The organism is Mycobacterium sp. IDUB_28 (assembly GCF_055419285.1).
On record NZ_JBVAXK010000001.1, the window covers coordinates 60,513 to 82,417 of the forward strand.

22 protein-coding genes and 2 pseudogenes are annotated in these 21,905 nt (G+C 65.6%); 11 read left to right on the forward strand and 13 right to left on the reverse strand.

Features of this window, described 5'->3' with window-relative positions:
* A partial coding sequence (locus ACZYZ9_RS00325; protein ID WP_463824251.1) for a PPE domain-containing protein occupies positions 1-1,713 on the reverse strand: 1,713 nt, incomplete at its 3' end.
* 676 nt (positions 1,714-2,389) lie between these two features.
* On the opposite strand from ACZYZ9_RS00325, the gene ACZYZ9_RS00330 reads away from it, so the two are divergent.
* On the forward strand, positions 2,390-2,833 hold the full coding sequence (locus tag ACZYZ9_RS00330; protein ID WP_463824252.1) for a hypothetical protein: 444 nt from the start codon (positions 2,390-2,392) through the stop codon (positions 2,831-2,833).
* Positions 2,834-3,099: 266 nt separating this feature from the next.
* Positions 3,100-4,257, forward strand: coding sequence for an LLM class flavin-dependent oxidoreductase (locus ACZYZ9_RS00335; RefSeq protein WP_463824253.1), 1,158 nt, complete (start codon positions 3,100-3,102; stop codon positions 4,255-4,257).
* Between the two features lie 92 nt (positions 4,258-4,349).
* Here ACZYZ9_RS00335 and ACZYZ9_RS00340 read toward each other — a convergent pair whose 3' ends face one another.
* Positions 4,350-4,814 carry an SRPBCC family protein gene (locus ACZYZ9_RS00340; RefSeq protein WP_463824254.1) on the reverse strand — a complete coding sequence of 155 codons (465 nt, stop codon included), beginning with the start codon at positions 4,812-4,814 and terminating at the stop codon, positions 4,350-4,352.
* 233 nt (positions 4,815-5,047) lie between these two features.
* On the opposite strand from ACZYZ9_RS00340, the pseudogene ACZYZ9_RS00345 reads away from it, so the two are divergent.
* From ACZYZ9_RS00345 to ACZYZ9_RS00365, 5 genes and pseudogenes are all read left to right on the forward strand, one after another.
* Positions 5,048-5,200, forward strand: a pseudogene (locus tag ACZYZ9_RS00345) (lysophospholipid acyltransferase family protein); the annotation flags it as partial.
* 35 nt (positions 5,201-5,235) lie between these two features.
* Entirely contained in the window at positions 5,236-6,357 is a 1,122-nt protein-coding gene (locus ACZYZ9_RS00350) for a serine hydrolase domain-containing protein (RefSeq protein ID WP_463824255.1), read from the forward strand.
* Positions 6,358-6,419: 62 nt separating this feature from the next.
* Positions 6,420-7,697 carry a lipase LipD gene (gene lipD / locus ACZYZ9_RS00355; protein WP_463824256.1) on the forward strand — a complete coding sequence of 426 codons (1,278 nt, stop codon included), beginning with the start codon at positions 6,420-6,422 and terminating at the stop codon, positions 7,695-7,697.
* 47 nt (positions 7,698-7,744) lie between these two features.
* A complete protein-coding gene (locus ACZYZ9_RS00360) occupies positions 7,745-9,598 on the forward strand; it encodes a fatty acyl-AMP ligase (RefSeq protein ID WP_463824257.1) in 1,854 nt (617 codons plus the stop codon).
* Positions 9,599-9,602: 4 nt separating this feature from the next.
* Positions 9,603-10,370: a YqjF family protein gene (locus tag ACZYZ9_RS00365; RefSeq protein WP_463824258.1), complete on the forward strand. Its 768-nt coding sequence runs from the start codon at positions 9,603-9,605 to the stop codon at positions 10,368-10,370.
* Positions 10,371-10,379: 9 nt separating this feature from the next.
* Here the strand turns inward: ACZYZ9_RS00365 and ACZYZ9_RS00370 are convergent, their stop codons facing one another.
* A complete protein-coding gene (locus tag ACZYZ9_RS00370) occupies positions 10,380-11,147 on the reverse strand; it encodes an SDR family oxidoreductase (RefSeq protein WP_463824259.1) in 768 nt (255 codons plus the stop codon).
* Positions 11,148-11,166: 19 nt separating this feature from the next.
* Here ACZYZ9_RS00370 and ACZYZ9_RS00375 point away from each other — a divergent pair, with 19 nt between their 5' ends.
* Entirely contained in the window at positions 11,167-11,643 is a 477-nt protein-coding gene (locus ACZYZ9_RS00375) for a nuclear transport factor 2 family protein (RefSeq protein WP_463824260.1), read from the forward strand.
* Here ACZYZ9_RS00375 and ACZYZ9_RS00380 read toward each other — a convergent pair.
* Together ACZYZ9_RS00380 and ACZYZ9_RS00385 are read right to left on the reverse strand one after the other, a co-directional pair.
* Entirely contained in the window at positions 11,640-12,377 is a 738-nt protein-coding gene (locus tag ACZYZ9_RS00380; protein WP_463824261.1) for a DJ-1/PfpI family protein, read from the reverse strand. The genes ACZYZ9_RS00375 and ACZYZ9_RS00380 overlap by 4 nt on opposite strands.
* 28 nt (positions 12,378-12,405) lie before the next feature.
* On the reverse strand, positions 12,406-13,356 hold the full coding sequence (locus ACZYZ9_RS00385) for a GlxA family transcriptional regulator (RefSeq protein WP_463824262.1): 951 nt from the start codon (positions 13,354-13,356) through the stop codon (positions 12,406-12,408).
* A 109-nt stretch (positions 13,357-13,465) separates the two neighbouring features.
* Here ACZYZ9_RS00385 and tpx point away from each other — a divergent pair, with 109 nt between their 5' ends.
* Positions 13,466-13,963 carry a thiol peroxidase gene (gene tpx / locus ACZYZ9_RS00390; protein WP_463824263.1) on the forward strand — a complete coding sequence of 166 codons (498 nt, stop codon included), beginning with the start codon at positions 13,466-13,468 and terminating at the stop codon, positions 13,961-13,963.
* 6 nt (positions 13,964-13,969) lie between these two features.
* Here the strand turns inward: tpx and ACZYZ9_RS00395 are convergent.
* The 4 genes and pseudogenes from ACZYZ9_RS00395 to ACZYZ9_RS00410 form a co-directional block, all read right to left on the reverse strand.
* A pseudogene (locus tag ACZYZ9_RS00395) lies at positions 13,970-14,850 on the reverse strand (NAD(P)H-dependent flavin oxidoreductase).
* 67 nt (positions 14,851-14,917) lie between these two features.
* Positions 14,918-15,316 carry an NYN domain-containing protein gene (locus ACZYZ9_RS00400; RefSeq protein ID WP_463824264.1) on the reverse strand — a complete coding sequence of 133 codons (399 nt, stop codon included), beginning with the start codon at positions 15,314-15,316 and terminating at the stop codon, positions 14,918-14,920.
* A 19-nt stretch (positions 15,317-15,335) separates the two neighbouring features.
* Positions 15,336-15,596, reverse strand: a complete 261-nt coding sequence (locus ACZYZ9_RS00405; protein WP_463824265.1) for a hypothetical protein — start codon at positions 15,594-15,596, stop codon at positions 15,336-15,338.
* Positions 15,597-15,654: 58 nt separating this feature from the next.
* Positions 15,655-16,296 carry a PE family protein gene (locus ACZYZ9_RS00410; RefSeq protein WP_463824266.1) on the reverse strand — a complete coding sequence of 214 codons (642 nt, stop codon included), beginning with the start codon at positions 16,294-16,296 and terminating at the stop codon, positions 15,655-15,657.
* Positions 16,297-16,638: 342 nt separating this feature from the next.
* Between ACZYZ9_RS00410 and ACZYZ9_RS00415 the strand changes: the two genes are divergently transcribed.
* Positions 16,639-16,965 (forward strand): PE family protein, encoded by a 327-nt coding sequence (locus ACZYZ9_RS00415; RefSeq protein WP_463824267.1) that lies wholly within the window; start codon positions 16,639-16,641, stop codon positions 16,963-16,965.
* 31 nt (positions 16,966-16,996) lie between these two features.
* On the opposite strand, the gene ACZYZ9_RS00420 is transcribed toward ACZYZ9_RS00415, so the two are convergent.
* Together ACZYZ9_RS00420 and ACZYZ9_RS00425 are read right to left on the reverse strand one after the other, a co-directional pair.
* Entirely contained in the window at positions 16,997-17,680 is a 684-nt protein-coding gene (locus tag ACZYZ9_RS00420) for a response regulator (protein WP_463824268.1), read from the reverse strand.
* Entirely contained in the window at positions 17,662-19,365 is a 1,704-nt protein-coding gene (locus tag ACZYZ9_RS00425) for a sensor histidine kinase (RefSeq protein WP_463824269.1), read from the reverse strand. The genes ACZYZ9_RS00420 and ACZYZ9_RS00425 overlap by 19 nt, the downstream gene beginning before the upstream one ends.
* 137 nt (positions 19,366-19,502) lie before the next feature.
* Between ACZYZ9_RS00425 and ACZYZ9_RS00430 the strand changes: the two genes are divergently transcribed.
* A complete protein-coding gene (locus tag ACZYZ9_RS00430) occupies positions 19,503-20,408 on the forward strand; it encodes an NAD-dependent epimerase/dehydratase family protein (RefSeq protein ID WP_463824270.1) in 906 nt (301 codons plus the stop codon).
* 156 nt (positions 20,409-20,564) lie between these two features.
* Here the strand turns inward: ACZYZ9_RS00430 and ACZYZ9_RS00435 are convergent, their stop codons facing one another.
* Positions 20,565-20,984 carry a nitroreductase family deazaflavin-dependent oxidoreductase gene (locus ACZYZ9_RS00435; RefSeq protein ID WP_463824271.1) on the reverse strand — a complete coding sequence of 140 codons (420 nt, stop codon included), beginning with the start codon at positions 20,982-20,984 and terminating at the stop codon, positions 20,565-20,567.
* Between the two features lie 14 nt (positions 20,985-20,998).
* Complete coding sequence (locus tag ACZYZ9_RS00440) at positions 20,999-21,895, reverse strand: haloalkane dehalogenase (protein ID WP_463824272.1); 897 nt, start codon at positions 21,893-21,895, stop codon at positions 20,999-21,001.
* Between the last annotated feature and the right edge of the window lie 10 nt (positions 21,896-21,905).

Genomic DNA, 21,905 nt, shown 5'->3' on the forward strand with positions numbered 1-21,905 from the left:
CGTCAAACTAGGCAGATTGAAGGCGGCCAACGTCGTACCCGCCGCAATCGAAATCGGCGGAATAGTCAAATCCGGAATGGTCAAACTCGGCAGATCAAACGCACCCAACGCCGTACCCGGCGCAATCGAAATCGGCGGAATAGTCAAATCCGGAATCGTCAAACTAGGCAGATTGAAGGCGGCCAACGTCGTACCCGCCGCAATCGAAATCGGCGGAATAGTCAAATCCGGGATGGTCAACCGCGGGAGATTGAATGCGGCCAACGTCGTGCCGGCGGGGATGACAAAGGGCGGAACGTAAATTCCCGGAATGTGCAGTGCCGGCAGCTCAAAGGCGGGGACGGTGATCGCCTGTATCTCCAACGGCGGCAACGTGATGTCGGGAGTTGCGATCGAGAAGAACAGGTTGCCCTGGCCGGTGCCCTGGTAGAAGACGCCGTTGTTCAATTGGCCGGTGTTGAACAGGCCGTTGTTCATGTCCCCGAGGTTCAGGAACCCGGTGTTCAGGTTTCCTTGGTTGAAGAAGCCGGTGTTAGACGCACCGTTGTTGAAGGAACCTGTGTTCGAGGAGGCGGTGTTGAAGTCCCCCATGTTGAAGTTGCCGACGTTGTAGGTGCCGGTATTCGCGTTGCCGACGTCCAGGAACCCGGTGTTGAACGATCCCGCATTCAAAAAGCCGGTGTTGGCCCGGCCGGAGTTCCACAAACCGGTGTTGAAGTCGCCGGAGTTGCCGATGCCGAAGTTGCCGCTTCCGGAGTTGAAGAAGCCGATATTGCCGTTCCCCGAGTTGAACAACCCGAAGTTGCCAGAGCCGGAGTTGAGACCGCCGATGCCGATCTGACCGTTGCCGGCCAGCCCGATACCGATGTTGCCGTTACCCGTGTTTCCGAAGCCGAAGTTACCGACGCCGATGTTGCCGAAGCCGATATTGCCGCTACCGAGGTTGCCGAGCCCGAAGTTATTGCCGCCCAGGTTTCCCCAGCCGAAGTTCGAGCTACCGAGGTTCCCGGAACCGAGGTTGAAGTCGCCGAAGTTTGCGTTGCCGAAATTAGTCAGTCCGACATTCCCGAAACCGAGATTTCCAATGCCTGCGATGGGCGGGATCAGGCTCAGATTGAGGGATCGCTCCGGTACCGCGGCGGCTGCCAGTGGACCTACCATTGCCGCTCCAGCGCTCATGCCTCCGACCAGACTCTGTAGCGGTTGCACGAACGGCGTCAGCGCGGATACCGCAGCGGAGGCGCCGACGTGGTAGGCGGACATCACCGAGACGTCCAGCGCCCACATCTCCTCGTAGAGCGCTTCCGCGGACGCGATCGCGGGAGCGTTCTGTCCGAAGATGTTGGACAACACCAGTGACACAAAGGCGTTGCGATTAGCTGCAATCAGCTCCGGATGCACGATCGCCGACGCGACGGCCTCGAACTCGGCCGCCATGGCACCTGCCTGCGCCGCGGCTTGTCCGGCATGCGATGCCGTGGCACTGAGCCAGCCGGCATAGGGGGCTGCGGCAGCCATCATCGCCGCGGCCGCCGATCCCTGCCAAGCTCCATCGACCAATCCGGCCGTTACTGATTCGAAGGTCGCTGCGGCAGAGGACAATTCATCTGCAAGACCCTCCCAGGCTGCCGCAGCCGCCAGCATCGGCTCGGTTCCCGCGCCGGCGAATATCAGTGCCGAGTTGACCTCGGGCGGCAGCACTGAATAGTTCATCGTCTCAACCTCTCTCAGGGGACAAGCGCCAATCGCAGTTTGTGACAACCGGATACGGGCCCCCCGACCCACAGTCGCCAGCAAGCTGTGTCGTAGCCGACAAGCTACGGGCGACCCCCAGGCCGAGGAGTCTTATTTATCAAATCGCTATTCAACCGTTATCTAAATGTGATTATCTTACGGTCTCAGTGACAATCTGCTTTACAAATCGACATTGGAGCAGAAGTTCCACCCCCTGATGTCAACGGCGAGAGCTGCCGCGTGCGGTGGGCCTTCAAGCACCCCAACGGAACTCAGCCACCAGCAGTCACCCTGCGTGTGCCGCGAAGTGGGCAGGGCTACGCAACATAGCGCCACATATGTGACTCAAATACACTGCAAATTGACACAATGGAAAAATGCGATTAATTGCGCTTAATGGACACCGCGCCGGTGTGAACCGAATTGACTTGCGTCAAGCCACGTGAGCGCCGAATTTCCCGCAGAAACCCGTGGCAACGGACCTGCGCACGCGCAGCTCACGACCCGCGCCGAAACCCAAGTCCAGACAATGTGACTCATACGACCACGGCAGGCAGGCCGGAAACCGAGGGCGCCGCCCCCGAGTTTCCGGCGTCAGATTAGGGGGTATGCGACCCCGGCACATGCGCGACAAGAGTGAAGATTGGTGAGTCTGATGAGATCTCAAGTCAAGACGGCGTTTGCCGCCTTCGGCGGTGGCGCCATGCTTCTTATGGCAGTGGCCTGCGGTGGCGGCGACAACAAGTCCCCGAGTAGCAGCACTACGCCGACGACAACCCCGGCCACCAGCACCACGGCCCCGTCCGGCGCACCGACCGAAACTTCGCCCGGTGGTACCGGTGGTCCCGGCGGTGGCGGCGGCAGCGTCCCGGGCGGCCCCACCGGTGGCGGCGGGCCCGGCGGTGGCGGCGGCACGGTACCCGGCGGCCCCGGCGGCGGTGGTGGACCCGACGGCGGCGGCGGCAGCGTGCCTGGCGGGCCGACCGGTGGCGGCGGGCCGGGCGGCGGTAGCGGCACCATTCCCGGGGTCGGCGGTGGCGGCGGCGGACCGGGTGGCGGCGGCGGTTGCGTCGGCAACCTCTGCGGGGGCTTCCCGTGATCATCCGACGTCGTTGACGGAGACGAACGAGGACCGGTAACTACCGGTCCTCGTTTGCGTTGTCGGCCCGACCCGACTGCCCGACCCTCAACCCGCCATCCCGGCGGGCATCGTCGTCGGCCCGACCCGACTGCCCGACCCTCAACCCGCCATCCCGGCGGGCATTGTCGTCGGCCCGACCCGACCGCCCGACTCCTCAACCCGCCATCCCGGCGGGCATTGTCGTCGGGCTAAAGTTCGTCCAGGCCGATCGCAAGGGAGCCCCGATGGAGAAGCTCAGGTTCGGATACTTCATCGCGCCATTCCACCGCGCCGGCACCAATCCCACGCTTGCGCTGCAACGTGACTTGGAGTTCGTCGAGCACCTCGACTCCCTCGGTTTCGACGAGGCGTGGATCGGCGAACACCACTCGGCAGGCAGCGAGATCATCAGCTCGCCAGAGGTTTTCATCGGAGCAGCGGCTCAGCGCGCCAAGCGGATACGATTCGGCACCGGAGTGATTTCGCTGTCCTATCACAACCCGCTGTGGGTCGCGGACCGGCTGATGCTGCTCGACCATCTCACCCACGGACGCATCATCGGCGGAGTTGGCCCCGGATCACTGCCGACCGACTCCGCCATGATCGGGCTGACCCCGACAGACACACGCGAGCTACTCGAGTCCAATCTCGACATCGTGGTGCGTCTGCTGGCGGGGGAGACGGTGACCGCCAAGACCGCCACCCACCAATTGTTCGACGCCAAATTGCAGCTCGCTCCCTACTCGGCCAGCGGGATTCCCTTGGCGGTGGCCGCGGTCGCGTCGCCGACGGGAGCGCGGTTGGCCGGCAAGCACGGCATCGGGCTGTTGTCGATCGGAGCGACCCTGACCATCGAAGGGTTCGACGCGCTGGCCTACCACTGGGGCATCGTCGAGGAGCGCGCCGCCAAATTCGGTGCCCACGTCGACCGCAGCAACTGGAGCCTGGTCGGACCGATGCACATCGCCGAGACCGACGAACAGGCCCGTGCCGACGTAAAATTCGGCATCGAGCCCTGGTTCCGCTACTTCCAGAAGGTCGCCGCATTCCCGCAGATGACGATGCCGGGCGACCGGCTCGACGAGATGATCGACATGATCAACGGCAACGGCGCCGGCGTGATCGGCACGCCCGAACGCGCCCGCGAACAGATCCAGCGGTTATGGGACCAATCGGGCGGATTCGGCTGCATGCTGCAGATGGGTCATGAGTGGGCCAACCCGGCAGCGACCAGGCGGTCAGCCGAGTTGTTCGCCGCCGAAGTGATGCCGCACTTCCAGGGACAGGCCCAACCCACCTTAGACGCCGCCGCGCGAGCCGGACAGATGCGCGACAGCCTGGCTCAGACGCAGTTGCAGGCCATCGAGCACATGACCAAGAAGTACCAGGACGAGGTCGGATAGCCGCCAGGACGGCAGCCGCCGGACGGATTTCGCCGCCACCCGCTACCTTGGCCAAACCGTCCAGGAACGGCGAAAAGTGTTGCGCGGCAGGACTACTGAGCGCCAGATTGCCGCTCGGCAGCCTTTACCAGCTGGCCTGCGAAGAATTTGACTGCGCCGCCCATCGCCGCGCGGGCGGCTGGTCCGGTACCCCGGGCCTTCTCGATGAACGAGCCACTCCAACGGATGTCGGTGCCACCCGACGAGTTCGGTGTGAGGACCACTTCGGCGACATAGTCGGTGACCGGCTGCCGCGGACCCACCAGCTTGTAGGCGTGCCGCCGATCCTGCTCATAGGCAGTGGTTTCCTCCTGCACGAACACCGGCCACATCCCCAGCTTGCGGACCGCCCCTACGCCCCCGGGAGCCGGGTCGCCCTGGCGGACCCAGCTCGACGACACGACGATCGGTTTCGCCCAGCTGGACCAGTTGCCACCGTCGGCCACCAGCTGGAATACCGTCGCGGGGGGCGCGCTGGTGGTCTTGTTGACCTCGAACGTGAACTTCCGACCCGACATGGCTGACTCCTGAGGTATCCGACCTGGAATGATGCTGCCGCGTACCCTATCGCGCACCCGCGCACCACCGATCCGGGCGGGTCACGTACCGCAGGTCGCGGAATCGTCCACGCGGCGCCGCTGCCGGGGCATACTCACGGTGTGCCGAACGCCGATGCCGTTGAGATGGCACCCACACCAGGCCGACATCGCTGCGATGCTCACGTTGCTGAAGCCGCTGCGCAGGCTGAACGTTCAAGGGCCGGGAAGCCGACGGCCACGCAGCGCGCAAGGTCCGTGAACGCACCGCGGCGGCGATTGAAACCGGCATCGAATTGATGATCGCCGAGCGCGAAGCCGACCCGACCCGATCGGTTGTCGGACGGCTTCTCCAAACCGACACCTGACCGGGAATATGGCCAATGAGATTGCGGGACAACATATGAGATCCTCACTACCTTATCGCCGCAGCGGCGCGTTGCTGGTGGCAGCGCTGCTTCTCGGCGGGTGCAGCAGCCCAGCCCGCACGCCCGCCACTCAATCCAGCACCGGCAGCACCGCGGCAGCCTCCGGCGCCCAGGCGGGTGCTAGCCAGAATGTGCTGGACTCTGCGGTCAAGGCCGACGGGCCAGGCTGCTCGGCGGCCGTCGGGATCGAGGGCCGGGTGGCGTGGACCGGGGTTGCCGGACTTGCCAACCTGAGCAACAAAGCCAAGATCACCGCGGACACGGTTTTCGATATCGCTTCGGTCTCAAAGCAATTCACCGCCACCGCAATCCTGCTCCTGGTTCAGGCAGGCAAGCTGACCTTGGACGATCCGCTGTCCAAGTACATCACTGAAATGCCGCCGTGGGCCGCAAACGTCAGCCTCGCGCAACTGATGCATCACACCAGTGGGATCCCCGAATACACCAGCCTGCTTCAAGAGCAGGGGTTGAACTTCAGCGACCGCACCACCGAGGCCCAGGCCCTGCAGACCCTGGTCGCGGTACCGGAGTTGACCTCTAAGCCCGGCGCGCGCTACGAGTACGTCAATTCCAACTACCTGTTGCTCGGCGAGATTGTGCACCGCGTCTCCGGCCGGTCCCTCGCGGACTTCCTCAGCACGGAGATCTTCCGTCCGCTCGGCCTGACCATGGTGCTCGAACCGGTGGCGGGCGTTCCCAATAAAGCAGTGGCATACAGCAAGGGCGACAACGACTTTCAGGCCACAGATTTCAAGTGGGAACAAGTAGGCGACCGCGGAATCCAGACCACCATGAGCCAGTTGGTCCGGTGGGCCGACAACTACCGCACCGGTAAGGTCGGCGGCCCGACTCTACTCGACGCACAGCTGGCCGGAGCCGTGGAAACCGACCCCGGCGGCGGCGACCGCTACGGCGCCGGAATCCAGTCGCTCGCCAACGGCATGCTCGACCACCCGGGCACCTGGGCCGGTTTCCTCACGGCATTCCGGGTCAGCAGCGACCGTCGCACTGCGATCGCCGTCAGCTGCAACGTCGACAGTCAGGATCCGGGCGCCATGGTCGAGTCGCTGGGAAGCATCTGGATGCCGGGGTCATAAGTCCGTTCGCGACAGCGCGCAATTCCTATACGGCGCGCGGCGCGGCTGCCATGATTCACGGTATGGCGCAACCGTCGATTCTCACCACCGACAACGGCTTACCGTCGAGCGTGCAGGGTGCCTGCGACTCCCGCTTTCTCAATGTCATCCGGGCATTCGCCGGGTTGTATCCCGGGCGCATATTCGGCGGCGGTGCGCTCTCGGTCTTCATCGACGGCCGGCAGGTGGTCGATGTCTGGACAGGCTACTCGGACCGCAAGGGCAACGAACCGTGGACCGCCGACACCGGGGCCATGGTGTTCTCCGCGACAAAAGGGTTAGCCGCCACCATTATTCATCTCCTCGTCGACCGCGGCCTGTTGTGCTATGACGCACCGGTCGCCGACTACTGGCCCGAGTTCGGCGCGAACGGCAAATCCGAGATCACCGTGAGCGACATGCTGCGACACCGCGCCGGACTGTCACACCTGAAGGGTGTGGACAAGGACACGATCATGGATCACCTGTTGATGGAGGAGCGGCTGGCCGCCGCGCCGGTGGACCGTGCGCACGGCAAGATGGCCTACCACGCGATCACCTACGGCTGGCTGTTGTCGGGCCTGGCCCGTGCGGTGACCGGCAAGGGCATGCGGGAACTGTTCCGCGAGGAACTCGCCCGACCGCTGGACACCGACGGCCTGCACCTCGGCCGGCCACCCGCGGACTGCCCGACCAAAGCGGCGCAGACGTTGTTGCCCCAGGCCAAGATCCCGACGCCGCTGCTGGACTTCATCGCACCCAAGGTTGCCGGACTGTCCTTTTCCGGGTTGCTGGGCTCGATCTACTTCCCGGGCATCATGTCGATGCTGCAGGACGACATGCCGTTCCTGGACGGCGAGCTGCCCGCGGTCAACGGTGTGGTGACCGCGCGTGCCCTGGCAAAAACGTACGCGGTGCTGGCCAACGACGGTGTCATCGACGGCACGCGACTGTTGTCGTCCGAGGCGGTATCAGGCATGAAAGGCAAAGCCGAGTTGTGGCCGGACCTGAATCTGGGACTGCCCTTCACCTATCACCAGGGTTATCAATCATCGCCTGTCCCAGGCTTTTTGGAAGGTTACGGCCACATCGGTCTGGGCGGCACCGTGGGATGGGCCGATCCGGAGACGGGCAGCTCGTTCGGATACGTGCACAACCGTCTGCTGACGCTGCTGCTGTTCGACGTGGGTTCGTTCGCGGGGTTGGCCCCGCTGCTCACCAACGCCGTCGATGCGGCGCGCAAAGACGGACCGTTGGAGGTGCCGCGTCTCGGTGCGACGTATCACGATCCCGGCGAGCACGAGCCGGCCGCGGGGCAGTAGCGCCCGCACCGCCCGAGGGCGCCAAGGACGATTTATAGACTTCGGTTATGGATGGCGGTGTCCGACCGGAGCCTGCAGTGCGTGATGGGCTACTGCAGATCGAGGATTGCCTGGCCACGGACGGCAACATCGCCCTTCCGCCGGACACCACGCTGATCTCGTTGATCGACCGCAACATCAGGTACGTCGGCGACGAGATCGCATACCGCTACCTCGACCACAGCGGCCTGGGCGCCGGGCGCGCGCTGGAAGTGACCTGGACTCAGTTCGGGGTGCGCCTGCGCGCCATCAGCGCGCACATCCAGCAGCACGCGGGACCCGGCGACCGGGTCGCGATCCTGGCACCCCAGAGCATCGACTGGGTCGCCGGCTACTACGCCGCAATCAAAGCGGGAACCATCGCGGTGCCACTGTTCGCACCGGAACTGCCGGGCCACGCCGAGCGGCTGGAAACAGCCCTACTGGATTCGACCCCGAAAGTCGTGCTCACCACGACCGCGGCGCGCGACGGGGTGCAGCAGTTTCTGGCAAACGTCAGCCGGTTGCAGGCACCGCGCGTGCTGGTCATCGACGAAATTCCCGACTCGGACCAGGACCGGTTTGCTCCGGTCGCGCTGGACATGGACGCGGTCTCATACCTGCAATACACCTCAGGTGCCACCCGGGCCCCTGTCGGCGTGGAGATCACCCACCGCGCGGTGGCCACCAACCTGGTGCAGATGATCCTGTCGATCGACCTGCTCAACCGCAACACCCACGGCGTGAGCTGGCTGCCGCTGTATCACGACATGGGCCTGTCGATGATCGGCTTCCCCACCGTCTACGGAGGCCACACCACCCTGATGTCCCCGACGGCGTTCGTGCGCCGGCCGCAGCGCTGGATCCAGGCTCTCTCGGCGGGATCACGCACCGGTCGCGTCGTCACCGCGGCGCCGAACTTCGCCTACGAATGGGCCGCGCAGCGCGGACTTCCCGCACCCGGTGAAGATATCGACCTCGCCAACGTCGTGCTGATCATCGGTTCCGAACCGGTCAGCATCGAGGCGGTGACCGCATTCAATAAGGCGTTCTCCTCATATGGGTTGCCGCGCAAGGCATTCAAACCGTCCTACGGTATCGCCGAGGCGACCCTGATGATCGCGACCATCGACCACGCCGCCGAGACGTCGGTGATCTATCTGGACCGCGAGCAGCTCGGTGCGGGCCGGGCGGTCCAGGTAGCTGCCGACGCTCCCACCGCCGTCGCACAGGTGTCCTGCGGGCAGGTGGCCCGCAGCCTGTGGGCGGTGATCGTGGATCCGGAGACCGGAGCAGAACTGCCGGATGGCCAGGTCGGCGAACCGTGGCTGCAAGGTGACAACGTCGGCCGCGGTTACTGGCGTCGGCCGGAACAGACGCGGCTGACCTTCGGAGCCAAACTGGGGGCCACCCTCCGAACGGGTAGCCACGCCGCCGGATCAGATATCGGTGGTGACTGGCTGCGGACCGGGGATCTGGCCGTGTACGTCGACGGCGAACTCTACGTCACCGGCCGGATCGCCGATCTGATCACCATCGACGACACACACCACTACCCGCAGGACATCGAGGCGACCGTCGCGGAAGCATCGCCGATGGTGCGCCGGGGCTACGCGACGGCGTTCACGGTGCCCCGCGAGGGCCGCCACGCTCTGGTCATCATCGCCGAGCGCGCCACCGGCACCGGGCGGGCTGACCCGGCACCTGCGCTCGACGCGATCCGCGCGGCCGTGGCGGCCCGCCACCGGTTGTCGGTCGCCGATGTGCGGTTCCTGCCGGCCGGGGCCATCCCGCGTACCACCAGCGGCAAGCTCGCGCGGGTGGCCTGCCGCGTCCAGTATCTGAGCGGCGCGTTCGGCGGGCACGACGCCGTGTCACCATGATCCGATGACCACCGACCCGTCGGCCGAGGGATCCGATCGGGTCCCGGAGCTGGCGGGGTTCCCGGTGAGACCGCCGCCCCTGATCCGTCCGGTCACCTTCGACCAGCACTGGGCCGATCTGACGTTCCTGCACTGGCCGGTGACGCCTGCCAGCATCGCGCATCTGTACCCGCCCGGCACCCGGCCCGACGTCTTCGCCGACGGCCTGACCTACGTCGGGCTGGTGCCGTTCACCATGACCAGCACCAAACTTGTTGCAGCGCTGCCACTTCCATACTTCGGTACGTTCCACGAGACCAATGTGCGGCTGTACTCGGTCGACGATGCCGGACGCCACGGAGTGCTGTTCCGGTCGCTGGAGACAGCGCGTCTAGCAGTCGTGCCGGTCACCCGGATCGGTCTGGGCGTCCCCTACACCTGGGCCAAGATGCGCATCGCCCGGTCCGGCAACCAGATCAGTTATCACAGCGTTCGGCGCTGGCCGCGGCGCGGGCTGCGCAGCCTGGTGACAGTCACCGTCGGCGAGCCGATCACCCCGACACCGCTCGAGGTGTGGCTCACCGCCCGCTGGGGCGCGCACACCCGCAAGGCCGGACGCACCTGGTGGGTTCCGAACCAACACGCGGAATGGACGGTGCAGGCCGCCGAGATCGTGGAACTGCACGACGAGCTGGTGGCGGCTGCCGGAATCACGCCCAGCGGCGACCGGCTGCGCGCGCTGTTCTCCCCAGGGGTACGGACCCAGTTCGGCCGGCCCTGCCTGGTTGCGTAGCAATCCGGCTCACGGACAGGTGTATCCGCCGTCGATGATCAGGTCGGATCCGGTCATATAGCTGGAAGCCGCGCTGGCCAGGTAGAGGTACAGGCCGGTGAGTTCTTCGGGCCGGCCGATCCGTCCCATCGGGATCTTCGGCTCCCACACGCGGTGATAGTCGGCGAGCGGCTCGACCAGCTCGGTACGGATGTACCCGGGACTGATGCTGTTGACCCGGATCTCGTATGGCGCGAATTCGACCGCCATCGCTTTGGTGAGGTGGATGACCGCCGCCTTGGTGGTGCAGTAGTGACCCACCTGCTGCGGGACGTTGATGATATGACCTGACATCGACGCGGTGGTGATGATGGACCCGCCGCGGCCCTGCCGCACCATTGCCTTGGCGGCGGCCTGGGCGGTGAGGAAGACCCCGGTCACGTTGGTGTCCTGGATCCGTTGAAACTCCTGCAGCGACATCTCCAGCATCGGGGTGTCCGAGACGATGCCGGCATTGCACACCGCGATGTCGATGCCGCCCAGGTGCTCAGTGAGCTGATCCACCATGGCGGTCACCTGATCTTGCCGGGTCACGTCGCACACGATGGGCACCGCCCGGCCTCCCATCGCGGCGATCTGCTCGGCCAACTCCGTCAGAGCATCCAAATGCCTTGCGGCAATCGCCACTTCGGCTCCGGCTTCGACGTAGGCCAGAGCCACCTGCTTACCGATACCGCTGGAGGCTCCGGTCACCAAAGCCGTCTTGCCGTGCAAGTCGAACAGATCCAACACCGTCATGGGATCTAGTCTGTCCGGTATGGGCAAGTTCGCCAAAGCAGAGATCGAGGAAGCCGTCCGCCACTACACGACCGTCGTCGAAGGATGCTCCGCGTCGGGCGATTGGCGTCCCTTCGCGGATCTGTTCACCGAGGACGTGGTCTACACCGAGCATCACTACGGGACCTTCCACGGTCGCGAGGAGGTGCGCGAATGGATCGTCTCCGTGATGGCGCCGTTCCCGCACATGCGGTTTCCCTCGGACTGGACCGCCTACGACGAAGACAACGATGCCGTGGTGATCATGATCAGGAACCTGCTCGATCACCCCACCGACCCCGACGGAGAGCCGTTCTGGTTCCCGAACTGGACCCGGCTGGTCTACGCCGGCGACGGTCTGTTCAGCAGCGAAGAGGACATCTACAACCCCAACCGTGACGCGCCCGGCGTCGTCGGCGCCTGGCTGGAGGCCGGCGGCCGGTTCGCGTCCACGAAGTTCCCCGAACCCAAGGCCTAGCTCGAGGCCGACGACCGCTTGCGCCGGCGCGAGCGGGCAGCGTTCAGCGCCTGCTGCCAGGCCAACATTGTCGCGGCTTTGAGCATGGCCGGCCGGGCGCTGTCCCTGGACAGCAGCGCGGTGGCGGCGGCTTTGGTGGTGGCCGATGCCTTGGACAGATGGCCGCTGTCGAACGGTGGCTGCGGGTCGTACTCGAGGGCCAGCTGGATCGCCTTGGCGCGGCCTTCCCCGCCCATCTGACCGGCCAGCCACAGGCCGAGGTCGAGACCCGCGGAAACTCCCGCGCTGGTGATGATGTTGTCCTCGTGCACAATTCGTTCATCGGTGACGGGAATCGCGCCAAACGCTTTCAGTGCCGGGATGGTCAGCCAGTGCGACGTCGCGCGCCGGCCCTTGAGCAGGCCGGCGGCCGCCAGAATCACCGATCCAGAGCACACCGACGTGGTCCAGCTCGCCGTCCGATGTGCTTGGCGCAGCCACTCGAGCAGCTTCTCATCGCGGGCGTGCACCGGTGTCCCGGGCCCGCCCGGCACCAGAATCACGTCGGGGGAGGGCGTTTCGGCCAGCGAGTGCGTGGCGCCGATCACCAGCACTCCGGAGTCGGCGGTGACCGGCCCGACGTCGTGCCAGACGAAGCGCACCTCGGTGTGCGGCAGCTGGCGCAGGATCTCGTAGGGCCCGATCATGTCGAGTGCGGTGAAATCCGGGTAGGCCACGAAGGCGATCTGGGTCATCGGGATTCTCCTAGCGTGTGGTTACGGGTCAGACAAACGCTTTGCGGTACTGGTCGGGCGGGATGCCGACCCGGCGAATGAAGTTGCGCCGCATGGTTTCCGCCGTCCCGAATCCGCAGCGCGAAGCGATTGCCACGACGGTGTCGTCGGTCTCCTCCAACTGACGACGCGCGGCCTCGGTGCGGATCCGCTCGACGTACTGCCCGGGCGCCTCACCGATTTCCTCGGTGAACACCCGGGTGAAATGCCGAGGGCTCATCGCCGCCCGCCGGGCCAGATCCTCGACGCTGTGCGATGCGCCGGGCTCGGACTCGATGGCCTCCTGCACGTCGCGGATCGACGTCCGTTTCGCGCGCGGCATCCACACCGGTGCGGCGAACTGGGTCTGGCCCCCGGGCCGGCGCAGATAGAGCACCAGCCAGCGGGCCACCGTCTGCGCAATCTCGGTGCCGTGGTCGTCCTCGACCAGCGACAGCGCCAGGTCGATGCCCGCGGCGACACCGGCGGCTGTCCATATCCGTTCGCTGCTGCGCACGAAGATCGGGTCGGGATCGACCTCGATGTTCGGGAACTCTGTGGCCAACCGGTCGGCGAACGCCCAGTGTGTGGTGGCCCGATGCCCGTCCAACAATCCGGCTTCGGCGGCCAGGAATGCTCCCGTGCAGACGGTGACGACGCGTCGTGCGGTCCGGGCCACTGCTTTGATCCAGTCCACGAATCCGGCGTCGGCCCGTGCGGCGTCGACGCCGCCACCACCGGGCAGCACCACGGTGTCGATGCGTTCGCGCGGGGCGGGAAGGGGCGCGGCGGTGAAGCCCAGCCCGGTGGCCGTGGTGACCGGTTGTCCATTGGCCGCGGCCACCACGACGTCGTATCCGCCTTCGGTCAGCAACGAAGCGCCGGTGAACACTTCGTAGGGCCCGATCACATCGAGCGCCTGCACCCCCGGGAAGCCGACGATCACGATTTTTCGTGCCATGGCCTCAGTCTTGGCCAACAAAACCATGTCGTCTACGCCATGGTGCCAACAAAATAAGACATGCGGACCCGGGCACAGCCCCGGGCCGGCACCTTGGCAGACTGTGGGCATGGCACAGATAACCTTGCGCGGAAATGCGATCAACACCGTCGGCGAGCTTCCCGCCGTCGGGTCCCCGGCACCTGACTTCACCCTGACCGGTGGCGATCTGGGCCCGGTCAGCAGCGATCAGTTCAACGGTAAATCCGTGCTGCTCAACATCTTTCCCTCGGTCGACACACCGGTCTGCGCCAAGAGCGTGAAGACGTTCAATGAGCGCGCCGGCGCCACCGGGGCATCGGTGGTGTGCGTATCCAAGGACCTGCCGTTCGCGCAGAAGCGGTTCTGCGGTGCCGAGGGCACCGAGAACGTGACGACAGGATCGGCGTTCCGGGACAGTTTCGGCGAGGACTACGGCGTCACCATCGCCGATGGTCCGATGGCCGGACTGCTGGCCCGCGCCGTCGTGGTGATCGGTGCCGACGGCAAGGTCGCCTACACCGAGTTGGTGCCTGAGATCGCGCAGGAGCCCGACTACGACGCGGCGCTGGCCGCGTTGGGCGGGTAATCCGGCCTAACCCCGCGAGGACCTGTCCAGCCGGTCTGCGGTCGCGGTCAGCACCTCCCGGCAGCCGGCCCACATCGCGGTGATGATGTCGGCGGCCGACGGCAGATCCTCGATACGGCCGGCGACCTGACCGGTGTTGGCGACACTGGCGTCCATGTCGCCGTCGAAGTAAAGCCGTTGCACCCGCTGCAGGGCGGCACTGCCCTCGGCCAAAGACGCTGAAGCGTCCAGCTTTTCGGCAGCAGCGGTGCGGATGACCCGCATCATTCTTCTGCCGTCCAGGGGGAGCAGCACGGTGCCCGTCTCGTCGGCGCGCACCACCGCCTCCTTGAGGTTGCCGTGCACCGGCGAGTCCGCCGAGGCCAGTAACCGGGTGCCCATCTGCACGCCTTCCGCCCCGAGGACGAGCGCGGCGGCCATCGACCGCGCATCGCAGATGCCTCCCGCCGCCACGATCGGGATGTCGACGTGGGCCGCGACCAACGGCAACAGCACCATGGTCGAGGCGCCGAACCGGTTCTTGAAGCCACCGCCCTCGACACCTTCGACGATGAGGCCGTCCACGCCGGCGTCGACGGCTTTCCGGGCGGCAGCCAGGGTACCCACCACGTGAAAGACGGTGATACCCGCGTCGTGCAGGCGAGCAGTGAACAGCGCGGGGCCCCCGGCTGAAGTGGTCACGAAGCGATTCCGTTGTCTACCAACAGATCTACCATGGCCGGGTCGCGGTTGAACAGCAGCGCGATGTTGGCCCCGACCGGCCGGTCGGTGAGGTCGCGCACCCGGCGCAGATCGGCCCGGCCCTGCTCGGAGGTGGTCTCGATGATGCCGAGACCACCGGCGTTGGACACCGCCGCGGCCAGTTGCGCACCGGCGATGTAGGTCATCGGCGCCTGCATGATCGGGATAGCGATCCGCGCGAGCGCCGCGACCCGGTTCGTAGTCCGGGCCCTGTCAATCACGATGTGAGCCTCCGGATTCGGCGCCGCGTGGATCGATGAGGTCGCGAAAACTCTCCGCTCGGTGCACGGACGCACCGAGACTGCGGACGCGGTCGGCCAGCCCCTTGTCCGATGTCACGACACGAATCTCGCCGGGTCGGGCGGCTGCCTGCACCAGCCGGACTATCTCGTCGTCGGCTGAGTTCGCCGCCCTGGGTGCATGCGCCACATCGATCACCGAGGACCCGATCGCGGTGGCCGGCGGGCGTTCGAAGACCACCGTCACCCGGTCTGCCGGCGGCGCCCACTTCTCGAGTCGCTGCACCAGCACGGTCATGGCGCGCTGGCGGTCTTTCCACCATCCGTCGGGGCGACAGCCGATCACATTCATCCCGTCGATGATCCAGCGCACACCTCACGGTACGAGACGCTTATAACCACCTGCGTTTGCGGGACCGCTGGGCGACTTGAGCCTGGACGTTCTCCTCCATGACGCCCAAGGCATTGATGACTTCCAGTTGAGACAGAATCATCAGTCCGTTGAGCTGTTTGAGTCGTTCCGGGTTGTTTTCGATCGACTCTTCGTCGTCGACGTAGACAAGCAGAAAGTTGCGCAACGCCTGGCTGCCGGTCATCCGCTCGGGGACCTTCATGTTCCGCAGGATGGAAACCATGTCAGGTTCGTCGGTCACAACATCGCTCCTTCGCGATCGAGTGTCAGCCCCCCAGCGTAGGAGACCGCCGTCACGCTCAGAGCAGGCGCTCAGCGGCGTCGTCGGTAACCTCCCGACGGTCGTCGTCCTGATTCTCATTCGGCCCGTTGGCGGACGCCAATCCCGCTTTCGAGGCGCCACCGGCGGGTGCGCCGGCACCCATTCCGCTTCCCAGGGGGGCACCCCCACCCATCGCCGACGAGCCCGCGCCGGCCACCGCCGATGTCATCGGCGACGACGCTGCTTCAGCGACGCCGGCAACCACCGGGCTCCCGGCGGCCGCGCTCAGCGGGCTCTGCAACGCCGCTGCGCTGGCCACTCCGCTGCCGCTCACACCGCTCATCGAGGCCAACCTGGACATCGGCGTCGAACTGAACGCCAGCGCGCCCGCAGCGACGTCGTCGGACTCGCCGTACATGCGCGCGATATCGGTCAGCGCAGTCCCGGTGCGCATCAACTCTTCCTGAGCGGCGGTGTTGGAGGCCAGCATGGTGGCAGCTTCCTGCGCGAAGGCGAGCACCGCTTGCGCTGACACCTCTTCACCGCCGGCGGGGATGAGCCCGCTCAGCACCGACATGGCTGCGGTCGAGGCGGCGCTGATGCCCTGGCTACCGATGTCGACCAGCTGCGAACCGATATCACCGGCGGCAGGATTGTGGGACAGGGAATCCATTGCCATTGCGTGCTGCTCCTGTGTTCTGTAGGCGACTCCGACATGGTGATCGCAAGCGCGGCGGGGCCGCGCGTGACGGGTCACCCTCATCAGGTCACCGCGCTATAACACATCAATTCTAAGGTGCTCCTGGCCACCCGGATGCACCTTTTCGAGACCATGAGCACAATGCGCAAAACCGCAGAATCGTCGCTTATTCCGACTATCGCCCACAAGCGGGACATGTCGGTATCGGCCCCCTAGTTTCGATCTCAGCACGCATCGCAATTGTCGCGGTGCCGAATGGCAGAGTCGCCGATTTCAAAACGCGGAGGAAATTCTGCACTGCAGGAAATCAGGAGTACACACATGCAGACCATGACATTTCATCCGGTCGTCGGCGACATTGGCGGCCAGGTGGTCCAGATCGGCATCAGTTCCCTGCAGGCCGGGGACCGGGCGGGCATGTCGGTGACCGGGCTCGCCCCGGCCGGCGCCGACGAGGTGTCGGTGCAGGCAGTCATGGCATTTCACGCCGAGGCCGCTGCGATGTTGGACTTGCACCGGGCGGCCCAGCAAGAACTCATCCGGGCCGGTGCGGCATTGACCCAGATCGCGCAGACCTACACCGCCGTCGACCAAATGGCCGCCAATTCTGTGGCCATTCCGATGTCGAATCCCTGGATCGGCGAATAATTGCCGAGCCGGTGGTGACTGCCCGCAATTCTCAGTGCGGAATCCGAGCCGCGCGGTTGGCATTCGCAGAGAATTCCTGCTCGGGACGACCGGTGGTTCCGTAGCGCAGCCCGACGGAGACCTCCCCGGTGGTGGCCAGCGAGGCCAGGTACCGCTGGGCGGTAGCCCTCGAGATGCCGATCGCCGCGGACACCTCGGCCGCCGACATCGGCGTGGACGCAGCTTGCAGCGCTTGCACCACCAGTTTCTTGGTGGGGGAGGCCACAGCGGTGGACGACTGGACCGCGGCAACCCTGGGCCGCAACGCCTCCAGCGCGGCATCGACGTCACTGGCACCCAGATTGGGGCTGGACAGGATCTTCCGGTAGCGGGCATAGCCGGCGAGCCGGGCGGCCAATTCAGTGGTAGGGAACGGCTTGACCAGATACGTCAGCGCGCCGGCGGCCAACGCGGCGCGGATCGTCTTGGCCTCGGTAGCCGCCGTCAACATCATTGCGTCGCTGCTCAATTCGCGCACGAAGTCGACGCCGGAGCCGTCAGGCAGGTACACATCGACCAGTGCCAGGTCGACGGCTGCCGCCTCGCGAGCCGCCGCGAGCGTGTTGGCACTGGCGACCACCGTGAAACCTGGCATGGCATCGACGATTCCGGCATGCATGTTGGCGACCCGGAAGTCGTCGTCGACCACCAACACGGTCAGGTCTGCGCTGCCCACTGCTCCTCCTCAGTCATCACACCCGGAAGCCGGGCGATGAACTCGGCCCCGTTGAGCCGTTGTCCGGCAACCGGATTCCCCGGACTCGCCAGCCACAGGTCGCCACCCAGCGCGCGGCTGATCTGCCGCGACAACGCCAGTCCGATGCCGCGCCCACCCGGTATCCCGGAGTCCGGCTTCGTTGAGGTGCCCTCGGTGAAAAGCTGTTCGACGAAGTCGCCGGCCACCCCGTCACCGCTATCGGCGACCGTAATGTGCAGCGTCGAATCTTCCTGCAGCAGCTCGACTTCCACTTCCTTGCGGGCGTTGTTGCCGGCACGGGCAGCGTCGATGGCGTTGTCCACCAGGTTGCCCACCACGGTGGTCACGTCCACCGGCAGTTCCAGCCGGCCCGATACCCAGGTGTTCTCGCCGATCACCAGCGTGACACCGGCCTCGCGCGCGGTCGCCGCCTTCGCCGCCAGAAATGCCTGCAGATGCGTGTCGTGAATCGCTTCGAGGCCGGGAACCGCCGAACCGAGCGGACCAGAACCGAGCAATTCCTCCAAATATTGCAGACCCTCCTGGACATGGCCGGTGTGCAGCAGTCCGTTCAGCAGATGGAGCCGGTTGGCGAATTCGTGGCGCTGTGCCCGCAACGCGGTGCTCATCACCTGCACCGCGTCGAGTTGCCGGGTGAGCGACTCGACATCGGTGCGGTCGCGTACCACCAGCACGGTTCCCAACTCGCGGCCATCGCGCTGCACCTTCCGCGCCGAGACAACGACGATGCGCTGACCGACGGTGGCCAGAGTCGGCGCGGTCGCGGCCTGCTCCGAGGCAGCTTTGAACACGTCGAGAACACGTGGTGTCAAACCGATTTCGACGATATTCCTCCCGAGTTCGTTCCCGATCTGCAGCAGTCGGCAGGCCTCGTCATTGACGAACGTGATGCTGCCGCCCTGGTCGGTGGCCAGCACCCCCTCACCGATGCCGTGCAACACGGCCGCCTGGGTACGGACCAGCTCCGCCATTTCCGCCGGCCGCAGACCCAGGGTGAGCCCACGCCATCGCCGCGCCAGGGCCACCGAGCCGACGACGCCGATCAGCAGGGCCGCGCCGCCCAGCGGCGCGAGTACGCGCAGGTTCTTGGAAAACTGCTCGTCGAAAGCCTTGGTGGAGATACCGACGCTGACCATGCCCAGCACTCGAGTGCTGCCCGGTTCCACCACCGGCACTTTGGCGACGATGGAACGTCCGAGCGTGCCTGACTCATGAACAACCTGTTCGTGTCCCGCGAGCGCCTGGCCGGGATCTGTGCTGACCCGGCGGGCCAGTTCGTCGCGGTGGGGGTGCGCCAGCCGGATGCCGTCGGCGTTGCTGATGACGACGAACAAGACGTGGGTGCGCTGCTGGACCCGGGAAGCGACGGTCTGCAGCGGACCGGCTGCGAGTTCGTCGACGGTCGCAGGGTCGGCGGACACCGGGGTGGCGTCGTAGCGCGAGATCGTATTCAGCACGGTCGGGGATGACGCCACGACGCGGGCGATATCCATTGCGTGAACCCCGTATTGAAGGTCCAGGCGGTGCCGGTTGAACTGAGCGAACAACACGAACGCGACGATCAGGGTCAGGGTGACCAGGACCAGTTGCAGCAGCAGGATGCGGCTGGCGAGCCGCAGGTCGATGCGCCCCCGGGTGGGCATGAGGGGACGCTACCACGTTAGCTGAGCAGAATGCGCAAAAGTCGCTGGCTGCTAGAGATGTCAGGACCCTTCGGGATAGGTCTGGTCCCGGCGGGCGTCCATGAATTCGATACCGGCGGCTGCCCTACGATCGGCCCATGCGTGACTCGAAGATCCTGATCACCGGGGCCACCGGCCAGGTTGCCGCCCCGATCGCCCAGGCCCTGGCGGCCGACAACGAGGTGTGGGGCATCGCCCGGTTCACCGACCCGGTCGCGCGCACCCGCCTCGAGCAGGCCGGCGTGCGCTGCGAGACAGTCAATCTGGCCGCCGGAGATTTCACCGCGCTGCCCTCAGACTTCGACTATGTGCTCAATCTGGCGGTGGCCAAGAGCGGACGGTGGGATAAGGATCTGGGCGCCAACGCTGAATCCGTCGGCCTGTTGATGGCCCACTGCCGCACCGCAAAAGCGTTCCTGCACTGCTCTTCTGCGGCTGTCTACGACCCGCCCGACGACGAAGTACGCACCGAGCGCGCGGCCCTGGGCGACAACCACAAACCTCTGTTCCCCACCTATTCGATCTCCAAGATCGCCGGTGAGGCCGTCGCGCGCACCACCGCGCGCATCCTCGGAGTGCCGACCACGATCGCCCGCCTCAACGTTCCGTACGGCGACAACGGTGGCTGGCCGTTCTACCACATGGAGATGATGCTGGGCGGCATCCCGATCCCGGTCCCGCCCGGCGGCCCGGCACTCTACAACCCGATCCACCAGGATGACATCATCGCCACCATCCCGAAACTGCTTGCTGCGGCATCGGTTCCGGCCATCACGGTGAACTGGGCCGGCGACCAGATGGTCAGCATCCAGGACTGGTGCGGCTACCTCGGCACGCTCGTCGGTCGCGAGCCGACGTTCCACGAGAGCGACCAGGCACTCCGCGGCAACCCCGTGGACGTGACCTTCCTGCACGAGCTGACCGGCACCGGCAGCACGGTGGACTGGCACGACGGCTTGCGTCGCATGGCGGCCAAGTTCCATCCGGATCTCGTTGAGGCATAGGGGACTCGTACCTGTACCGAGTGTGGGACTCCGACTCCGCTGCAGCCGAACGTATTCGGCTGTTCGCGCGTCGCTCATCGGCAATGCAGGCCCGCTTTCGTCAGTAGATCGAAGCAGCCCAGGGTTGGGTGCAGAATGAGCCGATCCCACGGAGAGTCAGATCCGCTGCAATTCGATGACCGGGATGACGCGGTCGGTCTGGTGCTGGTACCCGCCGAAGCCCGGCGCCTGCTCGACGATGCGCGGGTAGATGTCGTCACGCTCGTCACGCGGCAATTCGCGGGCCTGCACGTCGTAGGCGTCGGTGCCGATTTCGATGTGCGCCTGCGGGTGTGCCCGCAGGTTGTGTAGCCAGGCGGGATCCACGTCGGCGCCGGCGTACGAGCCGACGATGAAGCGTTTGCCGTCGATGTCGAACGTCATCACCGGGTTGACGCGCTCCGCGCCGGATTTGGCCCCGGTGGTGTGCAGAAGTAGCAACGTGGCTCCTTCGAACGGCCCGCCGACCTTGCCCCCGTTTGCGCGGAACTCCTTGATGATGTCAGCGTTTCCTGACACCTCGGGCTTATCTGCCATCTCGATCTGCTTGATCAACCGTTTTCAACGATGAAGCTCGACAGAACGTCGGCGAGTTGCTCCCCGCGGTCCTCCTGCAGGAAGTGCGCCGCACCCTCGATGCGTACCTGTTCGTCAACACTAGGAATCAGATCGCAGAACAGTTGTCCCGATCTGGGGTAGGGGAAGACCGGGTCGGTATCCGAAAACGCTACCAGTGCAGGCTTATTCCAGCGCGACAGCTCGTCGGTGACCATCCGCATCTGCTCGACGCCGGGCGCATCGTCAGTAATTGGGACCAGCAGCGGGAACTGGGCGGCACCCGCTTTCGACTCGACGGTCGGAAACGGCGCGTCATATGCGGCAACCACATCGTCGGGCAACTCGGTTGTGGTGCCGGTCTGAATGACGAAGCCGACCGGCAGATCCGAGTTCTTCTCGGCAAAGTCGCGCCAGGCCATGAATCCTTTCGAGACCCGGCCGGTGAACAGGCCGGTGTTCATGATCATGAGCGCGCGGACCCTGGCCGCGTTCTGCACCGCCCACCGCAACCCGATCGGACCGCCCCAGTCCTGAACGACCACGGTGGCATCGTCGATATCAAGTGCGCCGAGCACTGTGGCGATGCACTCGCTGTGCCGGTCGTAGGTATACCAACGGCGGTCGGTGGGCTTGTCGGAGCGTCCGAATCCGACGAGATCGGGCACGATCACCCGGTGCCCGGCAGCGACCAGCGGCGGAAGCATCGTGCGATACAGGAACGCCCAACTCGGCTCGCCGTGGAAGCACACGATCGGCGACCCGTCGCGCGGACCTTCGTCGAGATAGTGCAACCGCAGACCGTCGACATCGCAGTAGTTCGGCGCGAAGTCGTATCCGGGCAGGCCCTCAAACCTCGCGTCGGGGGTGCGGTACACCTCGGAAATGGGCATCCAGGACGCC